Raw genomic sequence first — 25,207 nt, 5'->3', positions numbered from 1 at the left:
CGGGGGGTGGCCGCCTTTGGGAAAACGTATTCCGCAGTTTGCATGCCCGTTACGTGAGCGTCAAGAGTGTTACGGGGGATCTACCCGGAGTGTGATGAGATCGCCGATCACACCGAGTGAGGGTCGCCGCGGCGGCTGTGCTGTCGGCTTCACCTGGGCGAATGGCCCTGGAGAGCCGCCTGTGGGTGCGTGGCGGCCCTTCGCGGGTGCGGACCTGCGTGATCATCGTCCCGTCGCGCGGCGACGGCGGCGCCTGCGGCGGCGTGCCCGGCGGCCGGCGGCCGGTCCGGAACGGGGATTACTCAGCGTTACTTTCGACGGGGCGGGCGCTGTCACGGACGATCAGGTGACCCTCCAGGGCCAGCCGCTGCGGGGCGGCCGAATCGCCCAGGGCGAAGCGGATCGCCTCCGCCCCCGCCCGCGCCAGCGGGAGCGCCACGGTCGTCAGCCGCGGCGTCACGTCAGAGGCGAGCGAAATGTCGTCGATCCCCGTCACGGAAACGTCGGCCGGCACCTCCACACCGGCCTCGCGAAATCCCGAAAGAGCGCCGATCGCGACGGCGTCGTTGACCGCCAGAACCGCCTGCCTGCCGTCCATTCCGGCCCCGGCCAGTTCGCGCGCCGCGTCGAATCCGCCCTGCCGGTTGACCTCGCAGGGAATGATCCGGATATCCCGCTCGTCAACGCCTCCGGCGCGCAGTCCCGCGATGAATCCGGACGTCCGGTCGGCCATGTTGCGCGACTCCCGTGAACCCGCGAATATCGCCACCCGCCGGTGCCCGATTTCCGCGACAAAAGCGCCCATCGAACGCCCGGCGCCGTAATCGTCGAAGACGATCGACGAGAAAGTCATGTCCGTCTCGCCGACCATCACGACCCGCCCTCCCTCCTCCTCGTACGCCCGGAGCTCTTTCAGCAGCCGCCCCTCGGCCGCGCTCGCCAGAAAGCGGCTCGACGTGACGACCAGCGCGCGCGGGCGCAGCGACCGGAGCACGCGAACGGTCTCGGCCTGCCGCTCGGCCGCGCCCATGGTGGACGACACGGTGACGAAGGCCCCGGCCGTACGGGCCTCGCGCTCCATCGCGGCCACCACCACGCCCATGGACGGCGTCGTGAGGTCGTCGGCGACGAGCGAGATGGAGTCGCTGGCCCGGCGCATCGCCCTGGCGGAAGCGTCCACCGTGTAGCGCAGGGCCGCCGCGGCGGCCAGCACGCGGGCCTCGTACTCGGGGGCGACCTTCCTGGTGCTGCCGCCCAGGACCCTGGAGGCGGTGGAGACCGAGACCCCGGCCGCCGCGGCCACGTCGTGCAGCGTGACCGTGGGCCTCGCCGCGTGGGGCATCCGCAGTGTCCTTTCCGAGAGCCGAACCGACCGGCAATGAAGAGTACTGTGCTCCCGCTCGCCCCGGCTGCGGCAGCCCGACATGATCCATGTCATATGGAGCCGATGACACGGTGGACTAACCCGGCCGTCCCGGCTCCACCATGCTGGCGGCATGTCAATTCGCCAGTTCGGTCACAAGACCTCAAACCGCCGCGCCGTCCTCGCCCTGGCGGCGGGCATGCTGATCGCCGCGATCCCGGCCCAGTCGGCCGCCGCCGGCACCGGCCTCGACGGGCAGGTGTTGCGGCAGTCGCTGGACGCGGTGCACGAAGCCGGCATGTACGGGATCTACTCCCAGGTACGCGACGGAGCCCAGAGCTGGCGGGGCGCCTCCGGCGTCGCGGACGTGGACACCGGCCGCCCGGCACGGCCCGACATGGTGCACCGGGTGGGCAGCATCACCAAGACGTTCACCTCGGTGGCCGTGCTCCAGCAGGTCGCCCGCGGCACGATCGAGCTGGACGCCCCCGTCGCCCGCTACCTGCCCGACCTGGTGCCCGGCGAGCGCGGCCGGCAGATCACCGTACGGATGCTGCTCAACCACACCAGCCACATCGCCGACTACGTGGGCCCGGCGTTCCCGTCGCTGCTGGAGGGCTCGGGCAGGAGCCTGGACGACAACCGCTTGCGCACCTTCACCCCGCAGGAACTGGTCCGGCTGGGCCTCGGCGCCACGCCGACCGGGCAGCCGGGGGCCACGCCGGGGTCCTACTCCAACACCAACTACGTGCTCGCCGGCCTGCTCTTGGAGAAGGTGACGGGCATGGACGCCGAGCGGTACATCACCCGCAACGTCATCCGCAAGGCGGGCCTGCGCCACACGTCCTTCCCGCGCACGCCGCACATCCCCGGCCCGCACTCCAAGGCGTACGAGTCGCTGTACGGCCTCATCGACCCGCCCAAGGACTACAGCGTCTACGACATGTCCTGGGCCGCCACGGCGGGCGCGGTGACGTCCACGATGGACGACCTCAACCGCTTCTACCGGGCGCTGCTGCGCGGCGAGCTGATCGGCCGGGAGCAGGTCGCCGAGATGCAGAAGACGGTGCCGGTGCTGGCCGGCGGGGCGCCGCTGAACTACGGGCTCGGCATCTACTCCTACGACCTGCCGTGCGGGCGGTTCTGGGGGCACAGCGGCGGCGTGTTCGGCATGGGCACGGAGTCGATCTCCAGCCCGGACGGCAGCCGCCAGCTCTCCATGGGGATCAACCTGATGAAGTACCAGCGCCTGGACGAGAACGGCTATCCCCAGGTGAGCCCGATCGACGTGGCGACCGTGAACCACATCCTGACGGGCCTGTGCGGGCAGAGCGCGGCCCAGGCCAGGGCGGCGCAGCCGTCGTTCGTCCCGTTCGCCGTGGACGGGCTGTCGGTCAAGCGCTGAGGTGTGTCGCTGATCACCCCCTATGTGTGGATTCCTGCACAGATGATCGCGCCAGGTCTCCGTACTGTCTCTCCTGCCGGAGCACCCCGGCAGCACCGACAGGGGAGGAATTCCGAAATGCGTAAGACCTTTGCGATCGCGGCGATGGCCGGCTCGATGGCCCTCACGGGCCTCGCCCTCAGCCCCGCAGCCGCCCAGGCGGCCACCCAGTCCACCGCGACTCAGGCCACGATCCACACGGGGACGAGCTGGGGCAAGTTCTTCTCCAGCGACCGCAAGGCGTACACGTTCGGCAAGACGTGGAAGTCCGGCGGCAAGGTGTTCACGAAGTGGTACGGCGTGGACAAGGTCGGCGGCAAGAAGGGCTGGGTCTGGTTCGAGTACTACCAGAACGGCGGCTGGCACAAGTTCAACAAGTCCTGGGACGGCAAGGTCGTCGGCTCGTGGAGCGGCCGGGGGATCAAGAAGGTGTACACCTTCACCTGCTGGGCCGGCAAGTTCGACAACTGCGGCAAGAAGTACCGCATCTACTAGAAGGCCCTGTTGAACAGCTGAGGCCCGGCGAGCGCTCGCCGGGCCTCAGCGCCGTACCAGCTCCAGCACCTCCGCCAGCGCCCGCGGCGTCGGCATGATGCGCAGCGCCTCGTCGATCTCGCGTTCCGCCCACTCGCGGTGCCGCCGCTCGGCCCGCGGGTCGAGGGCGACGCGCGTCTGAGCCAGCAGGAAGTTCAGCCGGGACGCGACGAGCATGGAGAAGTCCGCCGGCTCCGTGATCCGGCCGGGCCCGCCCGCGCGGACGTACGCCTCGTACATGACCCGCATGGCGCCGAGCTCGGGCACGGGGTCGCAGAACCAGTCGAACAGGGCCCGGGCCAGCTCCCGCCCCGGCGCGGCCGGTCCGAGCTGATCCCAGTCGACGACCACCAGCTCGCCGCCGGGACCGGCCAGGACGTTCTCCGGGTGCAGGTCGCGGTGGCAGACGATCAGCTCGGCGGGATCGGCGGGGCCGACCGCCGCGCACAGCTCGGGCACGGTGGCCAGGCGCTCGCCCAGGCGCGCCGCCCACGCCGCCCCCGACGCCGCCGCCCGCTCCCACTCGTGCGGAGCGGGGGCGCGGTGGTACCAGGCGGCGGGCGGTTCCCCGGTCGGCGCCCCGGTCGGCGCCCCGGTCGGCTCTGTCGCCGTGGCCGGCGCGCACCGGTGCAGCCGCGCGAGCAGCGCCCCGAGCTCTCCGGGAGTGGCCGGCGCCGCGAGATCCACCGGGCGCAGGTCGATCCAGTCGTACAGGCGCAGCCACGCCCCGCCGGGCGCCTCGACCACGTGGCGGCCGTCGCGGGCCGGATGGCCGGCCGGCAGCCGCACCCCGGCCCCGGCCGCCCGCCGGGCGAACGTGAGCTCAGCCTCGACCAGCGCCTCCGGCGGCGGCCCGCCGAAGATCTCCTTCAGCGCGTAGGAGACGCCTCCCGTGTCCACCCGCCAGACCTGCCCCAGCGCGCCCCGCCGCCCCGGGGACACCACGGCGTCGTCATCCCACCCGAACGCCTCTCGCGCGTACGCCACCAGTTCCTCGGTCACACACCAAGAGTGCACCCGGGAGCCCGCTCAGCGCTCCCCCTGCCGCACGCCGCCCCGCCACACGCCGGCGATCGCGCGGGTGGCTGTGATGTCGGTGGTCGGGTCACCGTCCACGAGCAGCAGGTCCGCCCGCAGCCCGGCCGCGATCCGCCCCCGGTCCGCGAGCCCGAAGCACCGCGCCGTGACGCTCGTCGCGGCCGTCAGCGCCTCCTCCGGTGTCAGCCCCGCCTCGGTCAGGAGCAGCAGCTCGTGGTGCAGGCCCGCCCCGTGCACCGGCCCGAACGGCGTCGCGTCCGTCCCGGCCGGCAGGGGCACGCCCGCCCGCAGCAGCGCCGCCGCAGAGTGCGAGGCGTTCCGGATCAGGGTACGCATGTCCCTCCGGAGATAGTTTTATGTCGAATTAGCCTCCCGTGGGATAGTACGGCGTCTAATCACTTTGGGCGAGAAGAGGCCCGCGCCCCTGACGCGGAGCGCGGGCCCCGGAGATCGATCAGTGCGAGTACGCCTGGAACTCGGCCGCCCTGACCTGATCCCGTTGCGGGCTGGCCGTGGCGCAGTCCGTCGCCGAGTTCGGGTCGGCGTCCTGCTCACCGGCGTACAGCGGGTTGCCGGTGCACTGCGTGGTGAGCGCGCGGAACATCAGGTGGGTGGCGCTCGTGGTCCGCACGTCGAACGACTTGAAGATCATGTCCGCGCCCCGCGGCCGCGGCAGCCCGGACCGGAACGCGTCCGCCGGGCTGGTGTAGATCTTCCGGAAGCTCGCCGGGTCGGCGCAGTTCGCGCTGCAGGCCAGCACCTCGAAGGAGCGCAGGCTGGAGAAGCGGTTCTGCCCGCCCGGGTCGGCCGGGTCGCCGATGTTGGGCCGCAGCATGGTGCTCACCTGCACCCTGCGGATCTTGACCGGCGCGTCGCCCGCCAGGTCCACGACCACCGACTTGCCGGCCGGCGCGCCGGTGAGCGAGGCCCAGTTCGTGGCCTCGGTCTCGTCGATCAGCCTGGCCTGGTTCACGCCGTCGCCCGTGGCCGTCGCCCCGCTCGCCGCCGAGGCGTGGTTGCGGGTCAGGGCCAGCGGGAGCGGCAGCGTGATGCCGGGGACGACCGCGTACTTCAGCCGCTTGTGGCCGAAGCCGGCGCCCGCCACGACGAAGTCGTACAGGCCGGGCGTCATCTGGACCGTGTCGCCGAGCGGGGTGGCCGGGTCGGTGTCCGCGACGGGGACGACGCGGCCCTCGTAGTCGCCCACGTACAGCCGCAGCGCCGCGCCCTTCGCCTCGCCCAGCGGCTTGAGCTGCAGCGAGCCGTTCTTGCCCGCCGGGTTGACGAAGCTCGGCGTGGCGTCGGCGTCGTTCTGGCCGTTGCTGGCCGCGCCCTCGCCCAGGCCGTGCTCGGCGAACGCGCGCCACATGATGTCCTGGTTCGCGCCGCCGAAGCGGATCCGGTCCGCCGCCAGCAGCGCGTCGCGGTGATCGACGTAGCTGACCGCGCCCGAGGCCATCAGCAGCAGGGCGTCGAACGAGAGCTGGGCCCAGCGCCGGTTGCCCGGGCACTTGTCGACCGGCGTCTGGCCGTCCGCGCACGCCCGCTGCTGCCTGGCCGTGCCCTGGCCGTACCGCTTGACGAAGGCGGCCCGAACGTCGAACTGGGTGGCCGACCAGATCTCGCCGTCGGCGTGCGACTGCGTGCCGACGATGTCGTAGCCCAGGTCGCTGTAGTTGAGCGGCGACTTCGACATGTCGTAGTTCCGGATGCCCGCCGCCTTGTCGCCCGTGACGTACCCGCCGGTGACGTACGGGGTCTGGCCCGAGGGGCGGAAGCCGTACTCGAAGAGGTGCTCCATGGCGAACAGGTCGGAGGTGCTCTCGTTCATCGCGCCGGCCTGGGAGCCGCTCCATCCGGCGTTCGGCCCGCCGATCATGCGGCCGGAGATGGCGTGCGTGTACTCGTGGCCGATGACCGACATGTCATAGTCGCCGTCCACGCAGGGCGCGTAGAACGACCCGGCGATCGGCTGCCACAGGTACATGTTCGTGATCGGCGCGACCCCGTCCGGCCCGGTGATCTGGTTGGCGTTGTCGCGTACGGTCAGGACCCGGGCGCCCGCCTGGGCGTTGCCCTGCTCGGGGTCGTTGCCGAGGCCGCCGCGCTCGCCGTTGTCCGCCTGCATGTTCCAGGCGGTCTCGGTGAACCCGAGCCGGTAGGACCAGTCGTGCATGCGGTTGTGCATCGCGTTCAGGTTCGCCATGGCCGCCTCGAGGTCGGCCTCGCCCGGCTGGTCGAACACCGCGGGGTTGCACTTGGCCTCGTACCAGGTGTTCTTCCAGGGGTAGGCGTAGTTCCTGCTCGGCGTGAGCACGTTGGAGCGGGTGCCGACCGTGAACGCGTCGCCGCTGGCGCGGTTCTCGAAGGTCCTGGCCGCGTTGCCGAGGCTGGTGTTCGTGGGCGTGTCCGTCGTGTGGTCCACGTCCCACGCCTTGCCCGTCCCCGGGTCGCCGCCGCTGACGTAGTCGCAGCCCGGGCCGGGCGCGAAGCACCAGGTCTGGCGGGTGTCCTTGGAGGAGTAGTCGTCACGGGGGTTGGCCGGGAAGACGGACCAGTGCGGATTGTCCGGCTCGGCGTGGTGGTCGACCAGGTTCTCCCGCGTGATGATCGCGCCGCTGACCGCGTCCACGTGGGTCGTGAAGCCCGCCTCGGCGCCCTGCGCGCCACCGATCAGGACCACCTGGTACGCGCTGTGCACCCCGTCGGGCGCCGGCACCGCCACCGGGGTGGCCTGCTTGGTGATCGCGGTGGCCAGGTCGATGCCGCCGTCCCTGGCCGCGATCTCCAGGGCCTGCTGCGCGGTGATCGCGGCGGCCGGCGGCGCGCCCGTCTCACGCGACAGCGAGGACGTGACGTGCCTGACCTGGCCGCCCGCCACGCCGATCGCGACGAGACCGTCCACGCCGGCCGGCAGGTCGCCGAACCGCTGGCGCAGCAGCACCGCGTGCCCCGCGCCGATGGGGTTGACCGCGACCGTCTCCAGCGTGTCCACGGCCTCGGCCGCCAGCCCGAAGACGCTCTCGTTGCTCTTGAGGTAGTCCTTCGCGGCCTGGACCGGGTCGGAGCTCAGGCCCTCGGCCAGCGGTTCGGCGCTGACGACGGACGCCGGGGTGCCGAGTGCGTTCCAGCGGACCTCGGCGGCGGGACCGGCGCTGCGCCGGTCGGCCCCGGCCGGGGGCGGCACCCTGCCCTGGCGGTTGTCCACATCGGGTTTGCCGTGGTTCTCCGCCTGGAAGTCGTGGATCACCGGGGCCTGCCCGCCGGGTTCGCCCCGGGCCGCCCCTGCGAGGGGTAGAAGCGTCGCGGTGGCCGCGACGCAGATGAACGTGCTGCGTAACCAGGACTTGGTCGACACGTTTCCCTCCTGCGTGTCAGGGATGCGCAGATTGCGCGCATCTTCGCAAGAGGTAGCACCCGCTTCTCGGGCTGACAAGATCTTGTTAAGTCGGAAATATGAGCGTATAAGCGGTGAAAAGTGCGGGACAGGTGGCCGGCGCCTCGACGAACCTGCAGAGTCGTTATAGACGACCATCCCTTACATGGAATGAGGGTTTCGTCCGCCGCGCCCGGCGCAGTTCCCGCACTGATCATTCAACCGGCGCCCCCGCGGCCGCCGCAACCGGTTTACCCGCCGGCGAACACCGAGGCGTACACGGTCCGCCCGTGCTCGGTGACCACCTGGCCGGCCAGCCCGTCGCCGGTGAGCGTGGACAGCCGCAGGTCGAGGTAGCGCTCCTCCTCGACCAGGCGCACGTCACCGGCCGGGGCCGGCATCCAGGACGCCACCTCGGCCAGCCGCGCGGCCCGGTCGCGCGCCAGCTCGGCCCGCAGCTCCGCCAGGCTCCCGGCGTCGTACGGCTCTGCCGCCGCCCGCCCCGGCTCCGCCTGCCAGGCGGCCACGCCGTACGCGAAGCAGACCAGCGCCATCCACAGCTCGGCGAAGTAGGCCGCGTCGGGCGCCAGCTCCAGCCCCGCGAACCGGTCGCGGACGAAGAACAGCGCCCCGAGCTGCCCCGGCATCAGCTCCAGGCGGCTCCGGAACTGGGTCAGCGTGGCCCGCTTGCGCGACAGGATCTGCTCCAGGTGCCCGCGGGACGGCAGCCCGTACGCGCTGTTGAGCGCGCTGATGTCCGGCCACAACTTGGCGTAGTCGGACCGCCCGCGCAGCCGCAGCGCCTTGGCCCGCAGCTCCAGCGGCAGCACGAAGAACCACTGGTCGCGGCCCTCCAGGTAGCCGCCCTGGCCGGCCTGGACGCAGCAGGCGTCGTCGAAGCGCCTGGTCTGCCCGGCGCCGAGCAGCGCCGCGGAGCACAGGGCGTGGTTCTGCGCCGCGTCCTGGATGTAGCCCAGGTGCAGCGGCACGATGGCCACGCCCTCGCGGGCGCCGTTGTGCAGCTCCACCTGGCCGTAGCCGACGACCCGCTTGAGCTTCAGCCCGGAGCGGGGCGGCACGATGCCCGGGCGTTCCGGGCCGTACACCGGCACCATGGTCAGCGCCCCGGCTCGCTGCGGGGTGCCCACCCGGTGGCCGCCCAGGTCGAGCGGCACCGGCATGAGGGTGTCCAGGCTGGTCATGTCCGTCCTCCTTCCAGCCGGTCGAGCATCGCCGTACGGATCCAGTCGCGCCCGGGCGCGCAGTGGCCGAACATCCACGGCAGCAGCCCCGCGAAGTCGTCCTGGTGCCAGAACGCCTGGCGCGGCAGCTCCGGCGCGGGGTCGCGCAGGGTCAGGTCGTCGCCACGGGTGAAGGTCGCCAGGCACAGCACCACGGGCGTGGCGACGCCGGCCCGCGGCAGCGTGGCCGCCACCCTGGCCAGGTCGCCCGGCAGGTGGTTCTCGTAGCCGTCGGTCACGATCACCACCAGGTCGGGCGCCGTGTCCAGCGCGTCGAGCAGCCCGCCGGCCAGGTCGGTGGCCCCCGCTGGAACCCCCTCCGTCCCGCCGGTCTCGATCACGGTGAGCCGGTCGCAGACCTCGGCCAGCACCAGCCGCAGCGCCACGGCCTGGGACATCACGGCCCACTCGCGCTCGCCGTACCCGCGCATCGAGCCGGACGTGTCCAGCACCATGGCCACGCTCGCGTCGAGGCGGGGCAACCGGCGGGTCGCCCGCGCCACGTACCCGGCCAGCGCCGGGCGCAGCTCGGCGGCCGGTCCGCCCTGGTAGAGGTGGACCAGCGTCGCGGCGATGTCACCCCGGTTGGTGGGCGTGACGATCGGCGGGTGCTCCCTGACCGGGTCGAGCGGCGCGGGCGGCTCCTGCGGGGCCGCCGCGCCGTACGTGCCGGGCGCGTAGAGCGCGCGCACCCGCTCGACCGCCCTGGCCGGGTCCGAGGTGAAGCGCAGCAGGCTCCTGCGCAGCCGGCCGGACCCGGTGTCGCCCTCGGCGATCAGGCGGGCGCACCCGCGCGCGGTCGCCTTGCCGAGCGCGTGCTCGAAGCAGTCGACCAGGGCGGGACGGCGCGCCTCGATGAGCGCGTCCACGTCCGGGTGCTCCAGGACGAAGGCGACGATGGCCCGGGTGGTGTGCTTGTGGTTGGCGCGCAGCCGGCGCAGCGCCAGAAGAACCGTGAGCGCGTACGCGGGCGGCAGGCCGAACATGAGCGCCCTGGTCACCTTGGCCAGGGTGGCCCGGGTCCGGTCGTCCAGGCCGGCCTGCGAGGCGGCCAGCGTCCGCAGCAGCACGCGGGCGCGCTGCCAGGGGAGCACACCGGGCACCAGCGCGAGCAGCGCGTATCCCTCGGGGTCGCTCCGCTGGGCATTCCGGTGGAGCTCCGCGTCGTCCCAGACCGGCTCGCCGCCCCTGGACAGAACCAGTGGGACATCATGCGTCCGGAAATGCAGGAGAAGAGGTGGGGTGTCCACGGTATGCGAGTTTAAGAATTACCTCCGGAAAATCACACCGATTTTCTCTCGTGACGATTCCCGGAAATTCGCCGGGCGGAAAACGCGGTCAGCCGGCGGGCATCCTGACGTCGAGCCAGACGAGGCGGTGGTCGGAGCTCGGGAAAGGGAAGACGCCGGTCAGCCGGGACAGCGGGTCGGCCTGCGGCGGCCAGAAGACGCCACCGCCCACGGCCCTCAGCCGCCTGGCCGGCAGCACGTAGTCGGCGCGGAGATTTCCGGGCGCGGTGTCGGCGAAGTCCGCCGTGTCGTACTTCGGGTCGCCGGTGTGCGTGGCGTTCGCGCCGCCCTGCAGCGCCGCCGCCTCGGCCGCGCCCGCACTCGACGGCGCGGACCGGCCGTCGATCCTCGGGTGGTCGAGGAGCTGGTGGATCGCGCCCTGGTAGCTGTCGCCGTCGTTCGGGTCGGCGTTCTGGTCGCCGGCGATCACGAACGCCGCCCCCCGCTCCAGCCCGCCGCGCCTGCCCCGGTCGTCGTAGAGGTAGCCGCCCCGGCCCGGATGCGTGTAGTCGGCCCAGAGCCTGATCTCGTCGTGGTTGCGGCGGCCGTTGCGGTCCTCCGCGCCGTCGAACGTGGGCGGCGTCGGATGACTGGCCAGGAGGTGCACGGTACGGTGCCCGACGCGTACGGGCAGGTCCCAGTGGCTCTTAGAGGACAGGCGGAGCACCCGCAGCTCCTCGCCCGAGTACCAGCCGGGCGGCAGCGCGGCCCCCGGCATGTCCTTCCAGAGGAACTTCTGGAACGTGCGCACCCCCCGGGTGTCGATCGGGTGCTTCGAGTAGACGACCATGCCGTACTGCCCGGGGAAGGCGCCGAAGCCGTACGCGTCGTCGCCGTAGCCGGGGGCGCCCGGGGTGGTCACCGCGGAACCGTCGTTGTTCAGGTCGAAGCCCGAGGCCAGGCCGGTGTTGCTCGGGGCGGTGAACCGGTACGGATAGCTGATCGGCCGCGCGCCGCCCTGCCCCACCGACAGGTAGTTGTCCTGGAAGAGGCGGGCGGCGGCACCGGCGGCATCGTGGTCGAACTCGTTGATCAGCAGCACGTCGGGCCGCGCCCGCTGGACGATCTCGGCGATGACCTTCGCCTGCGCGTTGTCCGGGGTGGACAGGTCGCTCACGAGCTGCCCCTCCGCGCCCCGGTTGAGCGAGGCGTTGAAGGTGGCGAACCTGACCCGCGTCTGGGCCTGCGCCGGGACGGGGACGAAGACCGCCGCCGCGACGACGACTGCCAGGACACAACGGAAGATCATGGTGTCTCCCCTCGCACGGGCCCGTGGCCGGATCATGGCATCTCGCGACCGGACGCGCCAGTCACCGCTCCCCCGCGATCAGCGGCGCGCGCGGTCCTCGATCACGGAGGCCGCCTGGGGCGCGACCCGGTCCGCCCAGGCCGCCAGGACCTCCGCCAGCCGGGGCAGCTCGGACTCCAGCACCGCCAGGCCGGGGGTGGGCACGGTCGCGCCCAGCTCCACCAGCAGCGGGCGCAGGTGCACCTCGACCGCCAGCGCGTGCCTGGCGTCCCCCATGACCAGCAGCGGCAGCGCCGCCTTGCCCGCCAGCGCCTGGGACGGCAGGCGGTCGAGGAACGACTTGAGCAGGCCGGTGTAGGTGCCCTTGTAGGTCGGGCTGGCCACCACCAGCACGCTGGCCTCCGCCACCAGCTCCAGTGCCACCTCCACGCCTGGGGACGAACCGGGGGACAGCAGGTGCGGCCCGAGCGCGGACAGGTCCACCACCTCGAACGGCACCGCTTCACCGAGCCCGACGGACCCGTTGCCGGCCGCCTTGATCCCGGCGCTGATCCCGGCACCCCCTGCCACCCCGCCCCCAGCCACCCCGGGGCCGGGTGCGTCGAGGCGTTGCTTGACCGCGCGGGCCGCCTCCGCTGCCACGGTCAGGGTCCTGGAGCCCTCCCGCGGGTTGCCGACCAGTACGACGACGCTCATCGGCCCACCGCCACGATGGCGCGCGCCCAGCCGGTGACGAGGCCCGGCCACCTCCTGCGGCCGAGGTCCGCACGCGGTTCCGCGTCGAGCCCGAAACCCTCCTCCGCCTCGTCGTCCGGCAGGTCGTACCAGTGGACGTCGCCCTCGCGTTCGCCCGACGCCGGGTCCCAGCGTGATGTCGTCGTCTCAGCCATGGGAGGCCGTCACCTTCCGTTCCCGCGCCCGCGCCGCGGCGAGTTCGTCGCGCAGCAGGCTCCCTACGTGCCGCCGGTGCTCCGCGAACGCCGGATGCGCCCGCGAACCGCCCTCCATGGGATCAATCCCCACTTTCACTACTTCCTTGACACGGCCCGGGCCCGCCGTCATCACCGCGACCCGCCGCCCGAGACAGACGGCCTCGCCGACGTCGTGCGTGACGAAGACGACGGTCTTGCCGGTGTGCCGCCAGACGCGTACGAACCGCTCCTGCAGCCACTCGCGCGTCCGCGCGTCCAGCCCGGCGAACGGCTCGTCCATCAGCAGCACGCCCGGGTCGAACGCGAGGCTGCGCGCGATGGCCACCAGCTGCCGCTCACCCCCGGACAGCTCGTACGGATACCGCTCCTCGACGCCGGACAGCCCCACGACCCCGAGCAGCTCGCGCGCCCGCCGCGCCCGCTCCCGGATCGGCACCGCCCTGGCCTCCAGCCCGAACTCCACGTTGGCCTGGGCCGTGCGCCAGGGGAACAGGGCGTGCTGCTGGACGACGACGCCCCGGTCGAGCGCGGGCCCGGTGACGGGCGCGCCGTCTATGAGGACCTGGCCGGCGGTCGGCCGGGTGAGCCCGGCGATGAGGGCGAAGACGGTGGACTTGCCGCAGCCGCTGGGACCGACGAGCGTGAGCAGCTCGCCGCCGCGCACGTCGAGGTCGAGGCCGGACAGCGCCGTGAACGGCTCGCCGGCGTCGCCCTGGAACGTCTTGGTCACGTTCCTGAGGCTGAGGTGAAGGCCCTGGCTCATGCGTACGAAGCTACGAGTCAGGTACGCACAAAGTCAACATTTCCTACATGAGATGTAGAGAATCCCTCGTCGATAGGCTCGTCCCCTGACATCGCTGACGATCGAGAGAGCTCATGATCTTCATCACCGCCAAGTTCCGCACCCTGCCCGAAGACGCCGACCGCTGGCCGGAGATCACCGCCGAGTTCACCGCGGCCACCCGCGCCGAGCCCGGCTGCCTGTGGTTCGACTGGTCCCGCAGCCTCGACGACCCCACCGAGTACGTCCTGGTGGAGGCGTTCAGGGACGGCGAGGCGGGGGCGGCGCACGTACAGTCGGCCCACTTCAAGCAGGCCCAGCGGACGCTGCCGCCCCACCTCGCCGAGACGCCCCGCATCGTGAACACCACCCTCGACCAGGACGGCTGGTCCGAGCTGGGCGAGATGGCCGTCCCGCCCAAGGCGGAGTGACCCAGCGGGCGCCGCGCACGTTGCCGTAGCCGAACAGGGTGAGCGGCCCGGCGCCCGCCGCCACCCGGCCGCTCGGCGGTGACGGCCGGGGCCGGCGCGCTCGGCCGGCAGCCCGGCAGGGAGCGAGAACTCGCGCCGCGGACCGATGTCGCCGCCGTCGGGTGCCGCCGACGGCGCCCCGGCGGCGGTTGCGCCAAGCCCGGTCGTACGACTCGTCCCCGGACGCCACGCACGCCTCGTTACGCGAACGTTACGAGCCCCGTGCATCCTCGATATGGGCGTTCTTCCAGCTCACAGGCCACATGTCAGGGCTGATACGTTTTTTCCGGGTTATTGACGAAAAAGCGGCGGCGTCGGCAGACTCTGCACATGTCACATCCCCGTGGCCCCCTGTCACAACTCCGGCGCGGGCACGAAGAGCTAGTGCTCGGGTTGCTGCGCAAGCACGGCCCGCTCAGCCGGGGCGAGCTGGGCAAGCACTGCGGACTGTCCCGCACGACCCTGTACGACATCCTCGCGGACCTGGTCTCCAGCGGCGCGGTCGTGACCGCGACCGCGCAGGAGGCGCCGCGCGGGCGCGGCAGGCCGGCCGAGACCCTGACCCTCAACCCCGACGCCGGCCAGGCGATCGGCATCGACTTCGCCCGCCGCGGGCTGCACGTCGCCGCCGTCAACCTGGCCCACGAGATCGTCGGCTCGGCCAGCGAGCCGCACGCGGCCGACCTGCCGTGGGAGCAGCGCGTCGCGCTGGCCGAGCGGCTCGTCGGGTCGCTGACGGGCACGGGCTCGGGGGCGCTGCGGCTGGGCGCGCTGAGCGCGATCGGCGTCGGCGTGGTCGGCCCCGTCAACGGCCCCGCCGGGGATCCCGCTGAGGAGGCGGGGGTGGACCGGGGGGACGGAGACGTTCGGGAGGCGGTCCCGCATCCCGTGCAGACGCTGCTGCGCGAGCGGTTCGGCGTGCCCGTGCTGATCGACAACAACACCCGGCTCGCCGCGCTCGGAGAGGCGATCTGGGGAGCCGCCGCCGGCGGGCGGGACGTGCTGTACCTGCGCCTGTCCCACGGTGTCGGTGGCGGGCTGGTGGTCGGCGGATCGCTGCACCGCGGCGCGTACGGGCTGTCCGGCGAGTTCGGCCACATCACGGTCGAGCCGGACGGCGCCCGCTGCGACTGCGGCGGGACCGGCTGCCTGGAGACCGTCGCCTCGATAAGGGCCGTGCTGGACGCCTACCGCGCCGCCGGTGGGCGGGCCGGCGACGTGCGCGAGCTGGTGAAGGCCGTCGAGGCCGGCGACGCGAGTGCGCTGACGCTCCTGGACGGCGTCGGCACCAGGATCGGCGAGATGCTCGCGGCCCTGTGCAACGCGATCGGCCCCAGCGTCATAGTGATCGGCGGCGAGCTGGCGGAGACCGGCGACGCGCTGGCCGAGCCGATCGAGCGGGCGCTGCGCGACCACGTCATGCCGGTCTCCCGGCACCGGGTGAGCCTGCGCCGGGCCACGCTCGGCGAGGTGGCCGGCGCCCTCGGCGGGATAGCCCTGGTGCTGCACGAATCCCCGCTGCTTTCTCGCTATCCGGCAGGACCGGATCTCGCAATAGAGGACTTGATGAACCCATGACTCAGCTCACCGCGCTGGGCAAGTCGTCGGCGGCTCCGGCCGTGCGGCGCGGCCCGAAGCGCTCGCGGCGCGCCGTAGCGCTCAACCTGATCGCGGTCGTCATCGGCCTCCTCATCTGGACGTTGCTGGCCACCATCGGCGTGCAGGGCCTGCCCAACCCGCTCCAGGTGGCGGGCAAGGCCGGCGAGCTGGTCGCCGACGGCACGCTGCTGATGGACTCCCTGGCCAGCCTGCGCCGGGTGCTGCTCGGCTTCCTGCTCGGCACGCTGCTGGCGGTCCCGATCGGCTTCCTGATGGGCTGGTACGCCACCGCGCGCGGCCTGCTGGAGCCGTACGTGCAGTTCTTCCGCACCATCCCGCCGCTGGCGATCATCCCGCTGGCCATCGTGCTCATGGGCATCGGCGAGGTGCCGAAGGTCTTCGTGATCTTCCTGGCGTCGTTCCTGTCCAGCGTCGTGGCGACGTTCCAGGGCGTGGTGGACGTGGACAAGACGCTGATCAACGCCGCCCGCGTGCTCGGCGCGTCGGACCGGACCATCTTCCTCAAGGTCGTGGTGCCGGCCTCGACCCCGTTCATCCTGGTCGGGATGCGGGTGGGGCTCGGCTCGGCCTGGGGCACGCTGGTGGCCGCCGAGCTGATCGCCGCCCAGGAGGGCCTGGGCTTCCGGATGCAGCAGGCCCAGCTCTACTACGACCTGTCCACGATCTTCGTGGGCCTGATCGCCATCGGCGTGCTCGGCCTGCTGATGGACCGGCTGCTGCTGCTGGCCGAGCGACGCCTCACCAACTGGCAGGAGCGCCGATGAACACCAAGATCTCGTTCAGGGACGTGGTCAAGACCTACCCGATGAAGGACGAAACCTTCACCGCGCTGGACCACGTGTCGCTGGACATCGCCGACCGCGAGTTCGTCACGGTCGTGGGCCCCTCGGGCTGCGGCAAGAGCACGCTGATGAGCATGGCCGCCGGGCTGGTCGAGCCGGACTCGGGCGAGGTGCTCGTGGACGGCAGGCCCGTCACCGGGCCGGGTCCGGACCGGGGGGTGATCTTCCAGCAGTACGCGCTGTTCCCGTGGCTGACCGTGCGCAAGAACGTCGAGTTCGGGCTGAAGCTCATGGAGCTGCCGGCCGATGAGCGCAGGCGGCGGGCCGAGCGGGCGATCGAGCTGGTCGGGCTGTCCGACTTCGCCGACGCGCTGCCCAAGATGCTGTCCGGCGGCATGAAGCAGCGCTGCGCGATCGCCCGCGCGTACGCGGTGAACCCGGGGGTCCTGCTCATGGACGAGCCGTTCGGCGCCCTCGACGCCCTGACCAGGGTGCAACTCCAGGACCAGCTCCTCGACACGTGGAGCCAGGAGCAGCGCACGGTCATGTTCATCACCCACGACGTGGACGAGGCCGTCTACCTGGCCAGCCGGGTGATCGTGATGGCCGCCAGGCCCGGCCGCATCCAGCAGATCATCGACGTCGACCTGCCCTACCCGAGGACCGAGGAAATGCGGTTGTCGCCCGAGTTCGGGCGGATCCGCAACGAGGTCTGGCACGCCGTATACCACCAGGCACCCGCCGCATCGGCGGCCTGACAAACCCCCCAGAAAGGACTGATCCGCCATGCGTTCTGTTCGTCGCGCCCTGACGGCCGCCTCGGCGGTGAGCCTGATAGCACTCTCCGTGACAGCCTGCTCCGACGACGGCTCCACGGTCAGGTTCGGCTACATCAGCGACTACAACGGCGCGAGCCTGCTCGCCATCGCCCAGAAGCAGGGCATGTGGGAGAAGCAGGGGCTCACGCCCGAGATCAAGGTGTTCACCAACGGGCCGCTGCAGATCCAGGCGCTCGGCGCGGGTGACCTCGACTTCGGCTACATCGGCCCGGGCGCGATGTGGCTGCCCGCCTCCGGCAAGGCCAAGGTCGTCGCGATCAACACCCTCGCGTACGCCGACCGCGTCATCGGCCGCCCCGGTGTCAAGACCATGCAGGACCTCAAGGGCAAGAAGATCGGCGTGCCGGAGGGCACGTCCGGCGACATGGTGCTCAACCTGGCGCTGCAGAAGGCCGGCATGACGGCCAAGGACATCCAGAAGGTGCCCATGGACCCGGCCACCGTCGTCTCGGCGTTCGCCGCCGGGCAGATCGACGGGGCCGGCATCTGGTACCCGCTGATCGGCAACATCAAGCAGCAGGTGCCCGACATGGTGGAGATCGCCAGCACCAAGGAGTTCCCCGACAACTCGTTCCCGACCGCGTTCGTGGGCGGCACCGGGGTGGACGGCGAGCTCACCAACAAGGTGATCAAGGTGCTGCAGGAGGCCAACGACTGGCGGGCCGCGCACCCCGAGGAGTCGATCACCGAGGCGGCCGCCCTGCTCAAGCTGGACGCGGCCAAGGTCAAGGCCGACGCCGCCAACGTCCAGACCATGACGACCGCCGACCTGGTCGCCAAGACCAAGGACGGCACCGTGGCCAAGTGGCTGAACAGCCTGGGCGACTTCTTCGTCGGCACCGGCCAGCTCAAGTCGAAGCCGGACCCGGCGACGTACTACACCGGCGACCTCTACGAAAAGGCTTTCACCAAGTGAACCTGCTGTTCCTGATGACCGACCAGCACCGCGTCGACACCCTGGGCTGTTACGGCAACCCGCACGTGGCCACGCCCAACCTGGACAGGCTGGCCGCCACCGGCACGCGGTTCGATCGGTTCTACACGCCGACGGCCATCTGCACGCCCGCGCGGGCCAGCCTGCTCACCGGGCAGGCCCCGTTCCGGCACCGGCTGCTGGCGAACTACGAGCGCAACGTCGGTTATCTGGAGGACCTGCGGGAGGACGCCTTCACCTTCCCGGAGGCGCTGAAGGACCGCGGCTACCAGCTCGGGCTGATCGGCAAGTGGCACGGCGGGACCAGCCGCAACGCCGCCTCGTACGGCTTCGACGGCCCCGACCTGCCCGGCTGGCACAACCCGGTCGACCACCCCGACTACCTGGCGTACCTGGAGGAGCGGGGGCTGCCGCCGTACCGGATCTCGGAGCTGGTCCGGGGCACCACGCCCAACGGCAACCAGGGCAACCTGCTGGCGGCGCGGCTGCACCAGCCGGTCGAGGCCACGTTCGAGCACTACCTGGCGACCCGGGCGATCGAGCACATGGAGCGGTACGCGGCGGACGGGCGCCCGTTCTTCCTGGCCACGCACTTCTTCGGGCCGCACCTGCCGTACCTGCTGCCCGACGAGTACTTCGACATGTACGACCCGAGCCTGGTCGAGCTGCCGCCGTCGATCGCGGAGACGTTCGAGGGCAAGCCCCCGGTGCAGCGCAACTACAGCGCGCACTGGACGTTCGACACGATCCCCATCGAGGTGACCCGCAAGCTGATCGCGGTCTACTGGGGCTACGTCACGCTGATCGACCAGCAGATCGGCCGGATCCTCGACCGCATGGACGAGCTGGGCCTGTCGGACCGGACGGCGGTCTTCTTCACCGCCGACCACGGCGAGTTCACCGGCGCCCACCGGCTGCACGACAAGGGCCCGGCGATGTACGAGGACATCTACCGCATCCCCGGCATCGTCCGCGTCCCCGGCCAGCCGCCGCAGGTCAGGAACGAGTTCGTCAACCTCACCGACTGCACGGCGACGATCCTCGACCTGGCGGGCTGCGACACCAAGCCGGCCGTGGACAGCCGCAGCCTGGTGCCCCTCGTGCGCGGCGAGCACCCCGAGTGGCCGGCCGAGCTGCTCGCGGAGTTCCACGGCCACCACTTCCCCTACCCGCAGCGCATGATCCGCGACGACCGCTACAAGCTGGTCGTCAACCCGGAGTCGATCAACGAGCTGTACGACCTGCGGGACGACCCGCACGAGCTGAGCAACCGGTACACCCACCCGGAGCTGGCCCCGGTCCGCCGCCGCCTGATGCGCAGGCTGTACGACCTGCTGCGCGACCGCGGCGACAACTTCTACCACTGGATGACCCCGATGTACGACATCGGCACCTTGGACTACGACCCCACGCTGAGTTCCTTCGAGAAAGAGACCACTGGTCGATGAAGAAACTCATCGGCCTCGCCGCCCTGGCGGCGGGGGTCGTCGACACCTTCCCGACCCGACCACGATCCGCGCCAGGGACGGCCTCTGGTACGCCTACGGCACCCAGAACCCCGTGTTCAACGGCAGGGGCGAGCGCATCCTGCCGATCCTGCGCTCGAAGGACGCGGTCGCCAAGTTCGACTACGTCCGGACTTATCGCGACTGATCCTCCGATTCCCGTTCTGCGAAACGTGTCCCGTCCGGTACTCCCAGTGTGCTTGACTCCCGCCTGGTAACCACACCCTCTGGGAGGGTTCATGGGGGAGTTCGTAGGGATCGACCCCCGCGGCGCACAAGAACTGATCCGCCGGTTGGAGGCGGGGAAGGGAGTCCTCGGCGGGACGCGGCCCGGGCTCGACGCGGCGATCGCCGAGGCGGGCCAGGACTGGACCGGCCGCCAGGGCACCACGGCCATGCACCGCACCTGGGCGTTCTACCACGAGTCCCAGCAGGACTTGAGGTGGCGCATCGACACGCTGGAGCAGCTCGTGCCGGTGCGCGAGCGAGGCATGCTCACCGGAACGTTCCCCTTCGGCAGCGAGGCGGAGGCCCGGCGGGCCGCCGAGGAGACGGCCGGCGCCATCCGCGCGGCCGAAGCAGGTGCGGATGGCGACGGTGCGGACGACGACGGTGCGGCCGGCGGTGAGGTTCCGGACATCGAGGGCAAGGCCGGCGATCCCGCGTACGCGGCGGCGCTGCTGGCGGCCCTCGGGCCGGACGCCTTCACCCGGGCGCTGGACGGCGGGCTGGCCGAGGCGTTCGCGAGCGCCGAACGCACCGGGCGGCTCGGGGACGAGTGGTACGCGCTCCTGGACAGCGCCCCGCCCGACGTGCTGACCCGGCTGGTCACGCTGGCCGGGCAGTCGGGCACGTTCCTCAACCGGGTGGCGGTGGGGCTGCTGAACCGCCCGCCGGATCCGGGCTGGAGCCCGCACGGCCTGATCGCGGCGTACGGGCGCGACCCGCTGGCCTTCCAGCAGCTGCTGGCCGAGCACCCGCGCGAGACCCGCGTCCTGCTGGCCGCCGCCGCGGCCGACCCCGCGATCGAGGAGGCGCTAGTGGGCGTGCTGCACGAGGCGATGAAGCCCGGTGCCGGCGCCGACGGGCTGCGGGAGCGGGCCTGGGTCAACGTCGTGCGCGGCATCGACGAGGTCGGCGCCGAGATCGAGGGCCGCTGAGCATGCACAACAGGCACCAGTTGCTCCGCGAGGCGGCCGAGAAGGAGTCGCTGGCCGCCGCCTTCACGCGGTACGCCAGGGGCCTGTCGGACGCGTTCGAGGGCATCCCGACGCGCCCGGGCGACTGCGCGTCCTACTGGACGGGCCCGGCCGCGCAGCGGTTCCTGACGCAGGTGCTGCGGCTGCGCCGCGAGATGGACGACCTCGAAGACTCCTGCCTGTCCACCGCCGAGAACCTGCGCCGCCGGGCCAGGCGGCTGCGCGAGGAGGCGGCGGCCGGTCAGTGCGGGCCGACGTCGGACGACAACCGCTGGGCCAGGTAGATCGGCACCACCGAGGCCACGATGAGCGCGGCCGCCACCACGTTCACCACCGGCGCCTGGTTCGGCCGGAAGAGGTTCTCGAAGATCCAGATCGGCAGCGTGCGCACCCGGGCGCCCGCCGTGAACGTGGTCACGATGATCTCGTCGAACGACAGCGCGAACGCCAGCAGCCCGCCCGCCAGCAGCGCCGACCGGATCATCGGGAACGTCACCAGCCGGAAGGTCGTGAACGGCCCCGCGCCGAGGTCCGCCGACGCCTCCTCCATGCTCGTCCCCGTACGCCGCAACCGCGCCAGCACATTGTTGTAGACGGTCACCACGCAGAACGTGGCGTGCCCGACCACCACCGTGAACAGCCCGAGCCCCACCCCGAACGGCTCCAGCACGGTGCGGAAGGCGTTGTTGAGCGCGATCCCCGTCACGATGCCGGGCAGCGCGATGGGCAGGATGATCACCAGCGACACGGTCTCGCGGCCGAAGAAGCGGTAGCGCTGCACGGCGAAGGCCGCCATCGTCCCCAGCACCAGCGCGATCGCCGTGGCCCCCAGCCCGGCCCGCACCGAGGTCCACAGCGCGTCGCGCACCCCCGACGAGGCCCAGGCCGCCTCCCACCAGCGGAGCGTCAGCCCGGACGGCGGCCAGCCGAACGTGCGGTCGGCGTTGACCGAGTTGAGCAGCACGACCAGCAGCGGCACGTAGATCACGACCAGCCCGGCGGCGAGCGCGAGCCGGAGCAGCAGCCGGGACAGGCGGGACAGCTTCACAGGTTCTCCAAGGCCCCGGTACGGCGCACCGCCGCCAGGTAGATCAGCATGATCACGACCGGCACGGTCGCCACGGCCGCCGCGAACGGCAGGTTGTTGGCCGCACCGATGTTGTCGTAGACCACGTTCCCGATGAGCTGGCTCCTCCCGCCGACGATCTTGACGGCGATGTAGTCGCCCAGCGACAGCGAGAACGTGAAGATCGACCCCGCGATCACGGCGGGGAACGTCAGCGGCCAGATGACCGTGCGGAAGACCCGCCCGGCCCGGGCCCCGAGGTCCCCCGCCGCCTCCAGCAGCGAGCCGGGCAGCCGCTCCAGCCCCGCGTAGATGGGCAGGATCATGTACGGCAGCCACAGGTACGCCAGCGTCAGCACCGTGGCCGTCACCCCGAAGCCCCAGCCCAGCAGCCCGCCCGACGACAACATGACCCGCCACGCGTACGCCTTGACCAGGTAGCTCGCCCACAGCGGCGTCAGCACCGCGATCACCAGCCAGCGCCGCGCCCGCGGCGAGGCCAGCTTGGCCATCGCGAACGCCATCGGGAAGGCCACCACCAGGTCGATCGCCGTCACCGCGAGCGCCACCCCGATCGAGCGCAGCGCGATCGTCCGGTACACCTCCACCGTGACCAGGTCACGGAAGTTCGCCCAGGTGAACGTCCTGACCAGCTCGCCAGTGAAGGTGTCCGTGCTGTAGAACGCGGTGACGAGCAGCGCCGCCAGCGCCCCCAGGTAGGCCAGCCCCAGCCACGCCAGCGGCGCCGACAGCAGCAGCGACAGCCGTACGCCCGCCCTGCGGTGCAGAAAGGCCGCGACTCGGGTCAACCCTTGATCTCCGTCCAGGCCCGCGTCCACTCGGAGTAGTCCTTGCACTTCACGTCCGTGCGGCCGTCGAGGCACTGGGCGATCGGGGTGGTCCAGTAGTGGACCTTCGAGAAGTACGTCTCGTCGGTGGCGTGAAAGGTCTCGCAATGCTCGGCGTCGGCGGTCTCCTCGCACGACTTGGCATTGGAGGGGGCCTCACCGAAATACTCGGCGACCTGCGCGTTCGCCGTGGGCGAGATGATCCAGTCGAGCCAGCGGTAGGCGCAGTTCGGGTGCGCGGCCTTGGCGGCCACCATCCACGTGTCCGACCACCCGGTGGCGCCCTCCTTCGGCAGGACGGCCTCCACCGGGGCCTTCTCGCTCTTGGCCACGTTGACGATGACCTGCCAGGTCGTGCCCACGACGGAGTCGCCGCTCTTGAACGCCTGGATCTCCTTGGTGTAGTCCGACCAGTACTCGCCGACGATCTGCTTCTGCTGCTTGAGCAGGTCGACGGCGGCCTGGAACTGCTTGTCGTCCAGCGCGTACGGGTTCTTGATCCCGAGGTCGGGCTTGGTCGCCATCAGGTAGACGGCGGCGTCGGCGATGTAGATGGGCGAGTCGTAGGCCGTGACCTTGCCCTTGTACGGGGAGTTCGGGTCGAACACCACGCTCCACGAGTCGGGGGCGGGCTTGACCGTGTCGGTGCGCCACATCAGCAGGTTGGCGCCCCTGCCGTGCGGGACCCCGTACGGGACGCCGTCCACGGAGTTCCACGGCTTGCTCTTGAGGCCGTCGAACACGTCGGTGTAGTTCGGGATCAGGCTCGTGTTGACCGGCGCGACGGTGCCGGCCGCGATCAGGCGCAGGGAGGCGTCGCCGGAGGCCGAGACGGCGTCGTACTGGCCGGTCCTCATGAGGGTGACCATCTCGTCCGAGGTGCCCGCGACCTTGGTGTTCACCTGGCAGCCGGTCTCCTGCTCGAACGGGGTGACCCAGTCCACCTTGGGGTCGTTGGTGCCGTCCTCGACGTAGCCGGCCCAGGCCACGAGGTTGACCTCGCCCTCGCCGGTGCCGAGGTTCTGCAGGGCGTCGATCTTCGGCGGGACGAAGCCGGTATGGCCCGGCGCCGGGGCCGCGCCGCCGGTGGGCGTGGTGGAGCCGCCACCGCAGGCCGTGACCAGGACGAGTGCCGCCGCGGTGATGACTGTTCCGGTCGGTCGCATGCCTTCTCCTATTGACGATGCTCCTGCTTCGAGGGCTCCTGCTTCGAGGGCTCCTGCTTGACGGGGACTCCTGCTTCACGAGGTGATGGCGAACTCGTGCCGCCGCTGCCACACGAGCCGCACCCGGGCCCCTCTCAGCCCCATCACCTCCATGGACGAGACCTGGAGGTTCTGCTGCAGCGCGATCAGCCGCCCGCCGGCGTCGAGGTCGACGACGAACCTGGTGGCCGCGCCCGCGTACACGACCTCGGCGACCGTCCCGGTGGCGGAGTGCTCCCCGGGGCCGGCCCCGCCGGCCTCGCCGGGCACGACGCGCAGCTTCTCCGGGCGCACGCTGAACGTGCCCGGACGGCCGAGGATCTTCTCGGCGGCGGCGCCGGAGATGAGGTTGGAGGTGCCCACGAACCCGGCCACGAACTCGGTGGCGGGCCGCTCGTAGATCTCGGCCGGCGTGCCGACCTGCTCGATCCGGCCCCGGTCGAACACCGCGACCCGGTCGCTCATCGTCAGCGCCTCCTCCTGGTCGTGCGTGACGAACAGGAACGTGATGCCGACCTCGCGCTGCAGCTCCTTCAGCTCGACCTGCATCTCCTCGCGCAGCTTGAGGTCGAGCGCACCGAGGGGCTCGTCCAGCAGGAGCACGCGGGGCCGGTTGACCAGTGCCCGGGCGAGCGCGACCCGCTGGCGCTGGCCGCCGGAGAGCTCGCCGGGGCGCCGGCCCTCGAAGCCCTCCAGGCGTACCGAGCGCAGCGCGGCGGCGGCCCGCTCGCGCCGCTCGGCCCTGGGGGTCCGCTTCACGCGCAGGCCGTACTCGACGTTGGCCCGCACGTTCATGTGCGGGAACAGCGCGTAGTCCTGGAAGACGGTGTTGACGTCGCGCTCGAAGGGGGCCAGGCGGGTGACGTCCCGGCCGCCCAGTTCGACCGTGCCGGCGGTCGGCGTCTCGAAACCGGCGATCATGCGCAGGACCGTGGTCTTGCCGGACCCGGACGGGCCGAGCATCGCGAAGAACTCGCCGTCGCGGACCTCGAGATCGATGCCGTCCACGGCCGTGACCGGCCCGAACTCCTTGCGCAGCCCGGTTAACCCCACGGCCGCGTCGCTGCCTGGCATAACCGAAAACATATGATTTCAAATGTTTCGCGACAAGAGTGATTCCTGTATCAATGTCGTTGACGTGGGAGGGGTGGGGGCGATGGCGGCGAGCGGGTCCCACCTGGCCGTGTTCGCACCCGTGGGAGGCGCCGGCCGGGTGGACGCCGTCGTACGCCGGCTCGCCGACGCCATCGCCCTGGGCCTGCTGGCCGACGGGGAGCAGCTCCCCTCGGAGGCGGAGCTGGCGGCGCGGCTCGGCGTCTCCACGGTGACGCTGCGGGAGGCGCTCATGGCGCTGCGCCAGCGGGGGCTGGTCGAGACGCGCCGCGGGCGGGGCGGCGGCAGCTTCGTCCGCACGCCGCGGGAGCCGCTGGAGCTCGGGGCTCGGCTGCGCGCGTTCGCCGTGGACGAGCTGCGGGACCTGGGCGACCACTAC

At 71.6% G+C, this 25,207-nt stretch carries 25 protein-coding genes; 11 read left to right on the top strand and 14 right to left on the bottom strand.

All coding sequences use genetic code 11. The features are described from left to right. Window positions 1-298: 298 nt before the first annotated feature. Window positions 299-1,342: a LacI family DNA-binding transcriptional regulator gene (locus AB0J69_RS26015; protein WP_364122162.1), complete on the bottom strand. Its 1,044-nt coding sequence runs from the start codon at window positions 1,340-1,342 to the stop codon at window positions 299-301. A gap of 154 nt (window positions 1,343-1,496) precedes the next feature. On the opposite strand from AB0J69_RS26015, the gene AB0J69_RS26010 reads away from it, so the two are divergent. Together AB0J69_RS26010 and AB0J69_RS26005 are read left to right on the top strand one after the other, a co-directional pair. Then, a complete protein-coding gene (locus AB0J69_RS26010; RefSeq protein WP_364122159.1) occupies window positions 1,497-2,768 on the top strand; it encodes a serine hydrolase domain-containing protein in 1,272 nt (423 codons plus the stop codon). 117 nt (window positions 2,769-2,885) lie between these two features. Further along, on the top strand, window positions 2,886-3,302 hold the full coding sequence (locus AB0J69_RS26005) for a hypothetical protein (RefSeq protein ID WP_364122156.1): 417 nt from the start codon (window positions 2,886-2,888) through the stop codon (window positions 3,300-3,302). Window positions 3,303-3,347: 45 nt separating this feature from the next. Here the strand turns inward: AB0J69_RS26005 and AB0J69_RS26000 are convergent, their stop codons facing one another. The 9 genes from AB0J69_RS26000 to AB0J69_RS25960 form a co-directional block, all read right to left on the bottom strand. Beyond that, window positions 3,348-4,343 carry an aminoglycoside phosphotransferase family protein gene (locus AB0J69_RS26000; protein WP_364122153.1) on the bottom strand — a complete coding sequence of 332 codons (996 nt, stop codon included), beginning with the start codon at window positions 4,341-4,343 and terminating at the stop codon, window positions 3,348-3,350. Window positions 4,344-4,370: 27 nt separating this feature from the next. Further along, entirely contained in the window at window positions 4,371-4,715 is a 345-nt protein-coding gene (locus tag AB0J69_RS25995; RefSeq protein WP_364122150.1) for an amidohydrolase family protein, read from the bottom strand. Between the two features lie 118 nt (window positions 4,716-4,833). Further along, window positions 4,834-7,737, bottom strand: a complete 2,904-nt coding sequence (locus AB0J69_RS25990; RefSeq protein WP_364122147.1) for a M36 family metallopeptidase — start codon at window positions 7,735-7,737, stop codon at window positions 4,834-4,836. Window positions 7,738-8,006: 269 nt separating this feature from the next. Then, window positions 8,007-8,957, bottom strand: coding sequence for a DUF6569 family protein (locus AB0J69_RS25985; RefSeq protein WP_364122144.1), 951 nt, complete (start codon window positions 8,955-8,957; stop codon window positions 8,007-8,009). After that, entirely contained in the window at window positions 8,954-10,246 is a 1,293-nt protein-coding gene (locus AB0J69_RS25980) for a vWA domain-containing protein (RefSeq protein WP_364122141.1), read from the bottom strand. Before AB0J69_RS25980 ends, AB0J69_RS25985 begins: the two co-directional genes overlap by 4 nt. Before the next feature lie 88 nt (window positions 10,247-10,334). Next, window positions 10,335-11,534, bottom strand: a complete 1,200-nt coding sequence (locus AB0J69_RS25975) for an endonuclease/exonuclease/phosphatase family protein (protein ID WP_364122138.1) — start codon at window positions 11,532-11,534, stop codon at window positions 10,335-10,337. 78 nt (window positions 11,535-11,612) lie between these two features. After that, the gene (locus tag AB0J69_RS25970; RefSeq protein WP_364122135.1) at window positions 11,613-12,230 is read right to left on the bottom strand and encodes an NAD(P)H-dependent oxidoreductase; all 618 of its coding nucleotides are present in this window, start codon (window positions 12,228-12,230) and stop codon (window positions 11,613-11,615) included. Continuing rightward, a complete protein-coding gene (locus AB0J69_RS25965; RefSeq protein ID WP_364122133.1) occupies window positions 12,227-12,424 on the bottom strand; it encodes a hypothetical protein in 198 nt (65 codons plus the stop codon). Before AB0J69_RS25965 ends, AB0J69_RS25970 begins: the two co-directional genes overlap by 4 nt. Next, on the bottom strand, window positions 12,417-13,229 hold the full coding sequence (locus AB0J69_RS25960; protein WP_364122130.1) for an ABC transporter ATP-binding protein: 813 nt from the start codon (window positions 13,227-13,229) through the stop codon (window positions 12,417-12,419). The genes AB0J69_RS25965 and AB0J69_RS25960 overlap by 8 nt, the downstream gene beginning before the upstream one ends. A 113-nt stretch (window positions 13,230-13,342) precedes the next feature. Between AB0J69_RS25960 and AB0J69_RS25955 the strand changes: the two genes are divergently transcribed. The 8 genes from AB0J69_RS25955 to AB0J69_RS25920 all read left to right on the top strand — a co-directional run bounded on the left by AB0J69_RS25955 (window position 13,343) and on the right by AB0J69_RS25920 (window position 20,880). Further along, window positions 13,343-13,678 carry a putative quinol monooxygenase gene (locus AB0J69_RS25955; RefSeq protein WP_364122127.1) on the top strand — a complete coding sequence of 112 codons (336 nt, stop codon included), beginning with the start codon at window positions 13,343-13,345 and terminating at the stop codon, window positions 13,676-13,678. A 369-nt stretch (window positions 13,679-14,047) separates the two neighbouring features. Continuing rightward, the gene (locus AB0J69_RS25950; RefSeq protein ID WP_364122124.1) at window positions 14,048-15,295 is read left to right on the top strand and encodes an ROK family protein; all 1,248 of its coding nucleotides are present in this window, start codon (window positions 14,048-14,050) and stop codon (window positions 15,293-15,295) included. Continuing rightward, window positions 15,292-16,101: an ABC transporter permease gene (locus AB0J69_RS25945; protein ID WP_364122121.1), complete on the top strand. Its 810-nt coding sequence runs from the start codon at window positions 15,292-15,294 to the stop codon at window positions 16,099-16,101. The genes AB0J69_RS25950 and AB0J69_RS25945 overlap by 4 nt, the downstream gene beginning before the upstream one ends. Next, window positions 16,098-16,877: an ABC transporter ATP-binding protein gene (locus AB0J69_RS25940; protein WP_364122118.1), complete on the top strand. Its 780-nt coding sequence runs from the start codon at window positions 16,098-16,100 to the stop codon at window positions 16,875-16,877. The genes AB0J69_RS25945 and AB0J69_RS25940 overlap by 4 nt, the downstream gene beginning before the upstream one ends. Window positions 16,878-16,905: 28 nt before the next feature. Further along, window positions 16,906-17,874 (top strand): aliphatic sulfonate ABC transporter substrate-binding protein, encoded by a 969-nt coding sequence (locus tag AB0J69_RS25935; protein WP_364122115.1) that lies wholly within the window; start codon window positions 16,906-16,908, stop codon window positions 17,872-17,874. Continuing rightward, complete coding sequence (locus tag AB0J69_RS25930; RefSeq protein ID WP_364122112.1) at window positions 17,871-19,340, top strand: sulfatase-like hydrolase/transferase; 1,470 nt, start codon at window positions 17,871-17,873, stop codon at window positions 19,338-19,340. Before AB0J69_RS25935 ends, AB0J69_RS25930 begins: the two co-directional genes overlap by 4 nt. A gap of 296 nt (window positions 19,341-19,636) precedes the next feature. Continuing rightward, the gene (locus tag AB0J69_RS25925; protein WP_364122109.1) at window positions 19,637-20,557 is read left to right on the top strand and encodes a hypothetical protein; all 921 of its coding nucleotides are present in this window, start codon (window positions 19,637-19,639) and stop codon (window positions 20,555-20,557) included. Between the two features lie 2 nt (window positions 20,558-20,559). Then, entirely contained in the window at window positions 20,560-20,880 is a 321-nt protein-coding gene (locus tag AB0J69_RS25920) for a hypothetical protein (protein WP_364122107.1), read from the top strand. On the opposite strand, the gene AB0J69_RS25915 is transcribed toward AB0J69_RS25920, so the two are convergent. The 4 genes from AB0J69_RS25915 to AB0J69_RS25900 form a co-directional block, all read right to left on the bottom strand. Then, window positions 20,838-21,644 carry an ABC transporter permease gene (locus tag AB0J69_RS25915; RefSeq protein ID WP_364122104.1) on the bottom strand — a complete coding sequence of 269 codons (807 nt, stop codon included), beginning with the start codon at window positions 21,642-21,644 and terminating at the stop codon, window positions 20,838-20,840. The two genes, AB0J69_RS25920 and AB0J69_RS25915, sit on opposite strands and share 43 nt — an antisense overlap. After that, window positions 21,641-22,471, bottom strand: a complete 831-nt coding sequence (locus AB0J69_RS25910) for an ABC transporter permease (RefSeq protein ID WP_364122101.1) — start codon at window positions 22,469-22,471, stop codon at window positions 21,641-21,643. The genes AB0J69_RS25915 and AB0J69_RS25910 overlap by 4 nt, the downstream gene beginning before the upstream one ends. After that, complete coding sequence (locus AB0J69_RS25905; RefSeq protein ID WP_364122098.1) at window positions 22,468-23,676, bottom strand: ABC transporter substrate-binding protein; 1,209 nt, start codon at window positions 23,674-23,676, stop codon at window positions 22,468-22,470. The genes AB0J69_RS25910 and AB0J69_RS25905 overlap by 4 nt, the downstream gene beginning before the upstream one ends. Before the next feature lie 75 nt (window positions 23,677-23,751). Beyond that, window positions 23,752-24,789 carry an ABC transporter ATP-binding protein gene (locus AB0J69_RS25900; protein ID WP_364122096.1) on the bottom strand — a complete coding sequence of 346 codons (1,038 nt, stop codon included), beginning with the start codon at window positions 24,787-24,789 and terminating at the stop codon, window positions 23,752-23,754. A gap of 109 nt (window positions 24,790-24,898) precedes the next feature. On the opposite strand from AB0J69_RS25900, the gene AB0J69_RS25895 reads away from it, so the two are divergent. Further along, a partial coding sequence (locus AB0J69_RS25895) for a winged helix-turn-helix domain-containing protein (protein WP_364122383.1) occupies window positions 24,899-25,207 on the top strand: 309 nt, incomplete at its 3' end.

The organism is Nonomuraea sp. NPDC049709 (assembly GCF_040674815.1).
Lineage (GTDB): Bacteria > Actinomycetota > Actinomycetes > Streptosporangiales > Streptosporangiaceae > Nonomuraea.
Note: the sequence above shows the minus strand (reverse complement) of the source record. Positions and strands in the feature narration are given on the sequence as shown.

What these genes read in the sequence shown, in the direction of transcription:
- AB0J69_RS25925 (WP_364122109.1), top strand. Translation starts at nt 19,637, where the DNA reads ATGGGGGAGTTCGTAGGGATCGACCCCCGCGGCGCACAAGAACTGATC.
- AB0J69_RS25985 (WP_364122144.1), bottom strand. Translation starts at nt 8,957, where the DNA reads ATGACCAGCCTGGACACCCTCATGCCGGTGCCGCTCGACCTGGGCGGC.
- AB0J69_RS25975 (WP_364122138.1), bottom strand. Translation starts at nt 11,534, where the DNA reads ATGATCTTCCGTTGTGTCCTGGCAGTCGTCGTCGCGGCGGCGGTCTTC.
- AB0J69_RS25920 (WP_364122107.1), top strand. Translation starts at nt 20,560, where the DNA reads ATGCACAACAGGCACCAGTTGCTCCGCGAGGCGGCCGAGAAGGAGTCG.
- AB0J69_RS26015 (WP_364122162.1), bottom strand. Translation starts at nt 1,342, where the DNA reads ATGCCCCACGCGGCGAGGCCCACGGTCACGCTGCACGACGTGGCCGCG.
- AB0J69_RS25950 (WP_364122124.1), top strand. Translation starts at nt 14,048, where the DNA reads ATGTCACATCCCCGTGGCCCCCTGTCACAACTCCGGCGCGGGCACGAA.
- AB0J69_RS25955 (WP_364122127.1), top strand. Translation starts at nt 13,343, where the DNA reads ATGATCTTCATCACCGCCAAGTTCCGCACCCTGCCCGAAGACGCCGAC.
- AB0J69_RS25935 (WP_364122115.1), top strand. Translation starts at nt 16,906, where the DNA reads ATGCGTTCTGTTCGTCGCGCCCTGACGGCCGCCTCGGCGGTGAGCCTG.
- AB0J69_RS25940 (WP_364122118.1), top strand. Translation starts at nt 16,098, where the DNA reads ATGAACACCAAGATCTCGTTCAGGGACGTGGTCAAGACCTACCCGATG.
- AB0J69_RS25945 (WP_364122121.1), top strand. Translation starts at nt 15,292, where the DNA reads ATGACTCAGCTCACCGCGCTGGGCAAGTCGTCGGCGGCTCCGGCCGTG.
- AB0J69_RS25995 (WP_364122150.1), bottom strand. Translation starts at nt 4,715, where the DNA reads ATGCGTACCCTGATCCGGAACGCCTCGCACTCTGCGGCGGCGCTGCTG.
- AB0J69_RS26010 (WP_364122159.1), top strand. Translation starts at nt 1,497, where the DNA reads ATGTCAATTCGCCAGTTCGGTCACAAGACCTCAAACCGCCGCGCCGTC.
- AB0J69_RS25970 (WP_364122135.1), bottom strand. Translation starts at nt 12,230, where the DNA reads ATGAGCGTCGTCGTACTGGTCGGCAACCCGCGGGAGGGCTCCAGGACC.
- AB0J69_RS25960 (WP_364122130.1), bottom strand. Translation starts at nt 13,229, where the DNA reads ATGAGCCAGGGCCTTCACCTCAGCCTCAGGAACGTGACCAAGACGTTC.
- AB0J69_RS25965 (WP_364122133.1), bottom strand. Translation starts at nt 12,424, where the DNA reads ATGGCTGAGACGACGACATCACGCTGGGACCCGGCGTCGGGCGAACGC.
- AB0J69_RS25900 (WP_364122096.1), bottom strand. Translation starts at nt 24,789, where the DNA reads ATGCCAGGCAGCGACGCGGCCGTGGGGTTAACCGGGCTGCGCAAGGAG.
- AB0J69_RS26005 (WP_364122156.1), top strand. Translation starts at nt 2,886, where the DNA reads ATGCGTAAGACCTTTGCGATCGCGGCGATGGCCGGCTCGATGGCCCTC.
- AB0J69_RS25905 (WP_364122098.1), bottom strand. Translation starts at nt 23,676, where the DNA reads ATGCGACCGACCGGAACAGTCATCACCGCGGCGGCACTCGTCCTGGTC.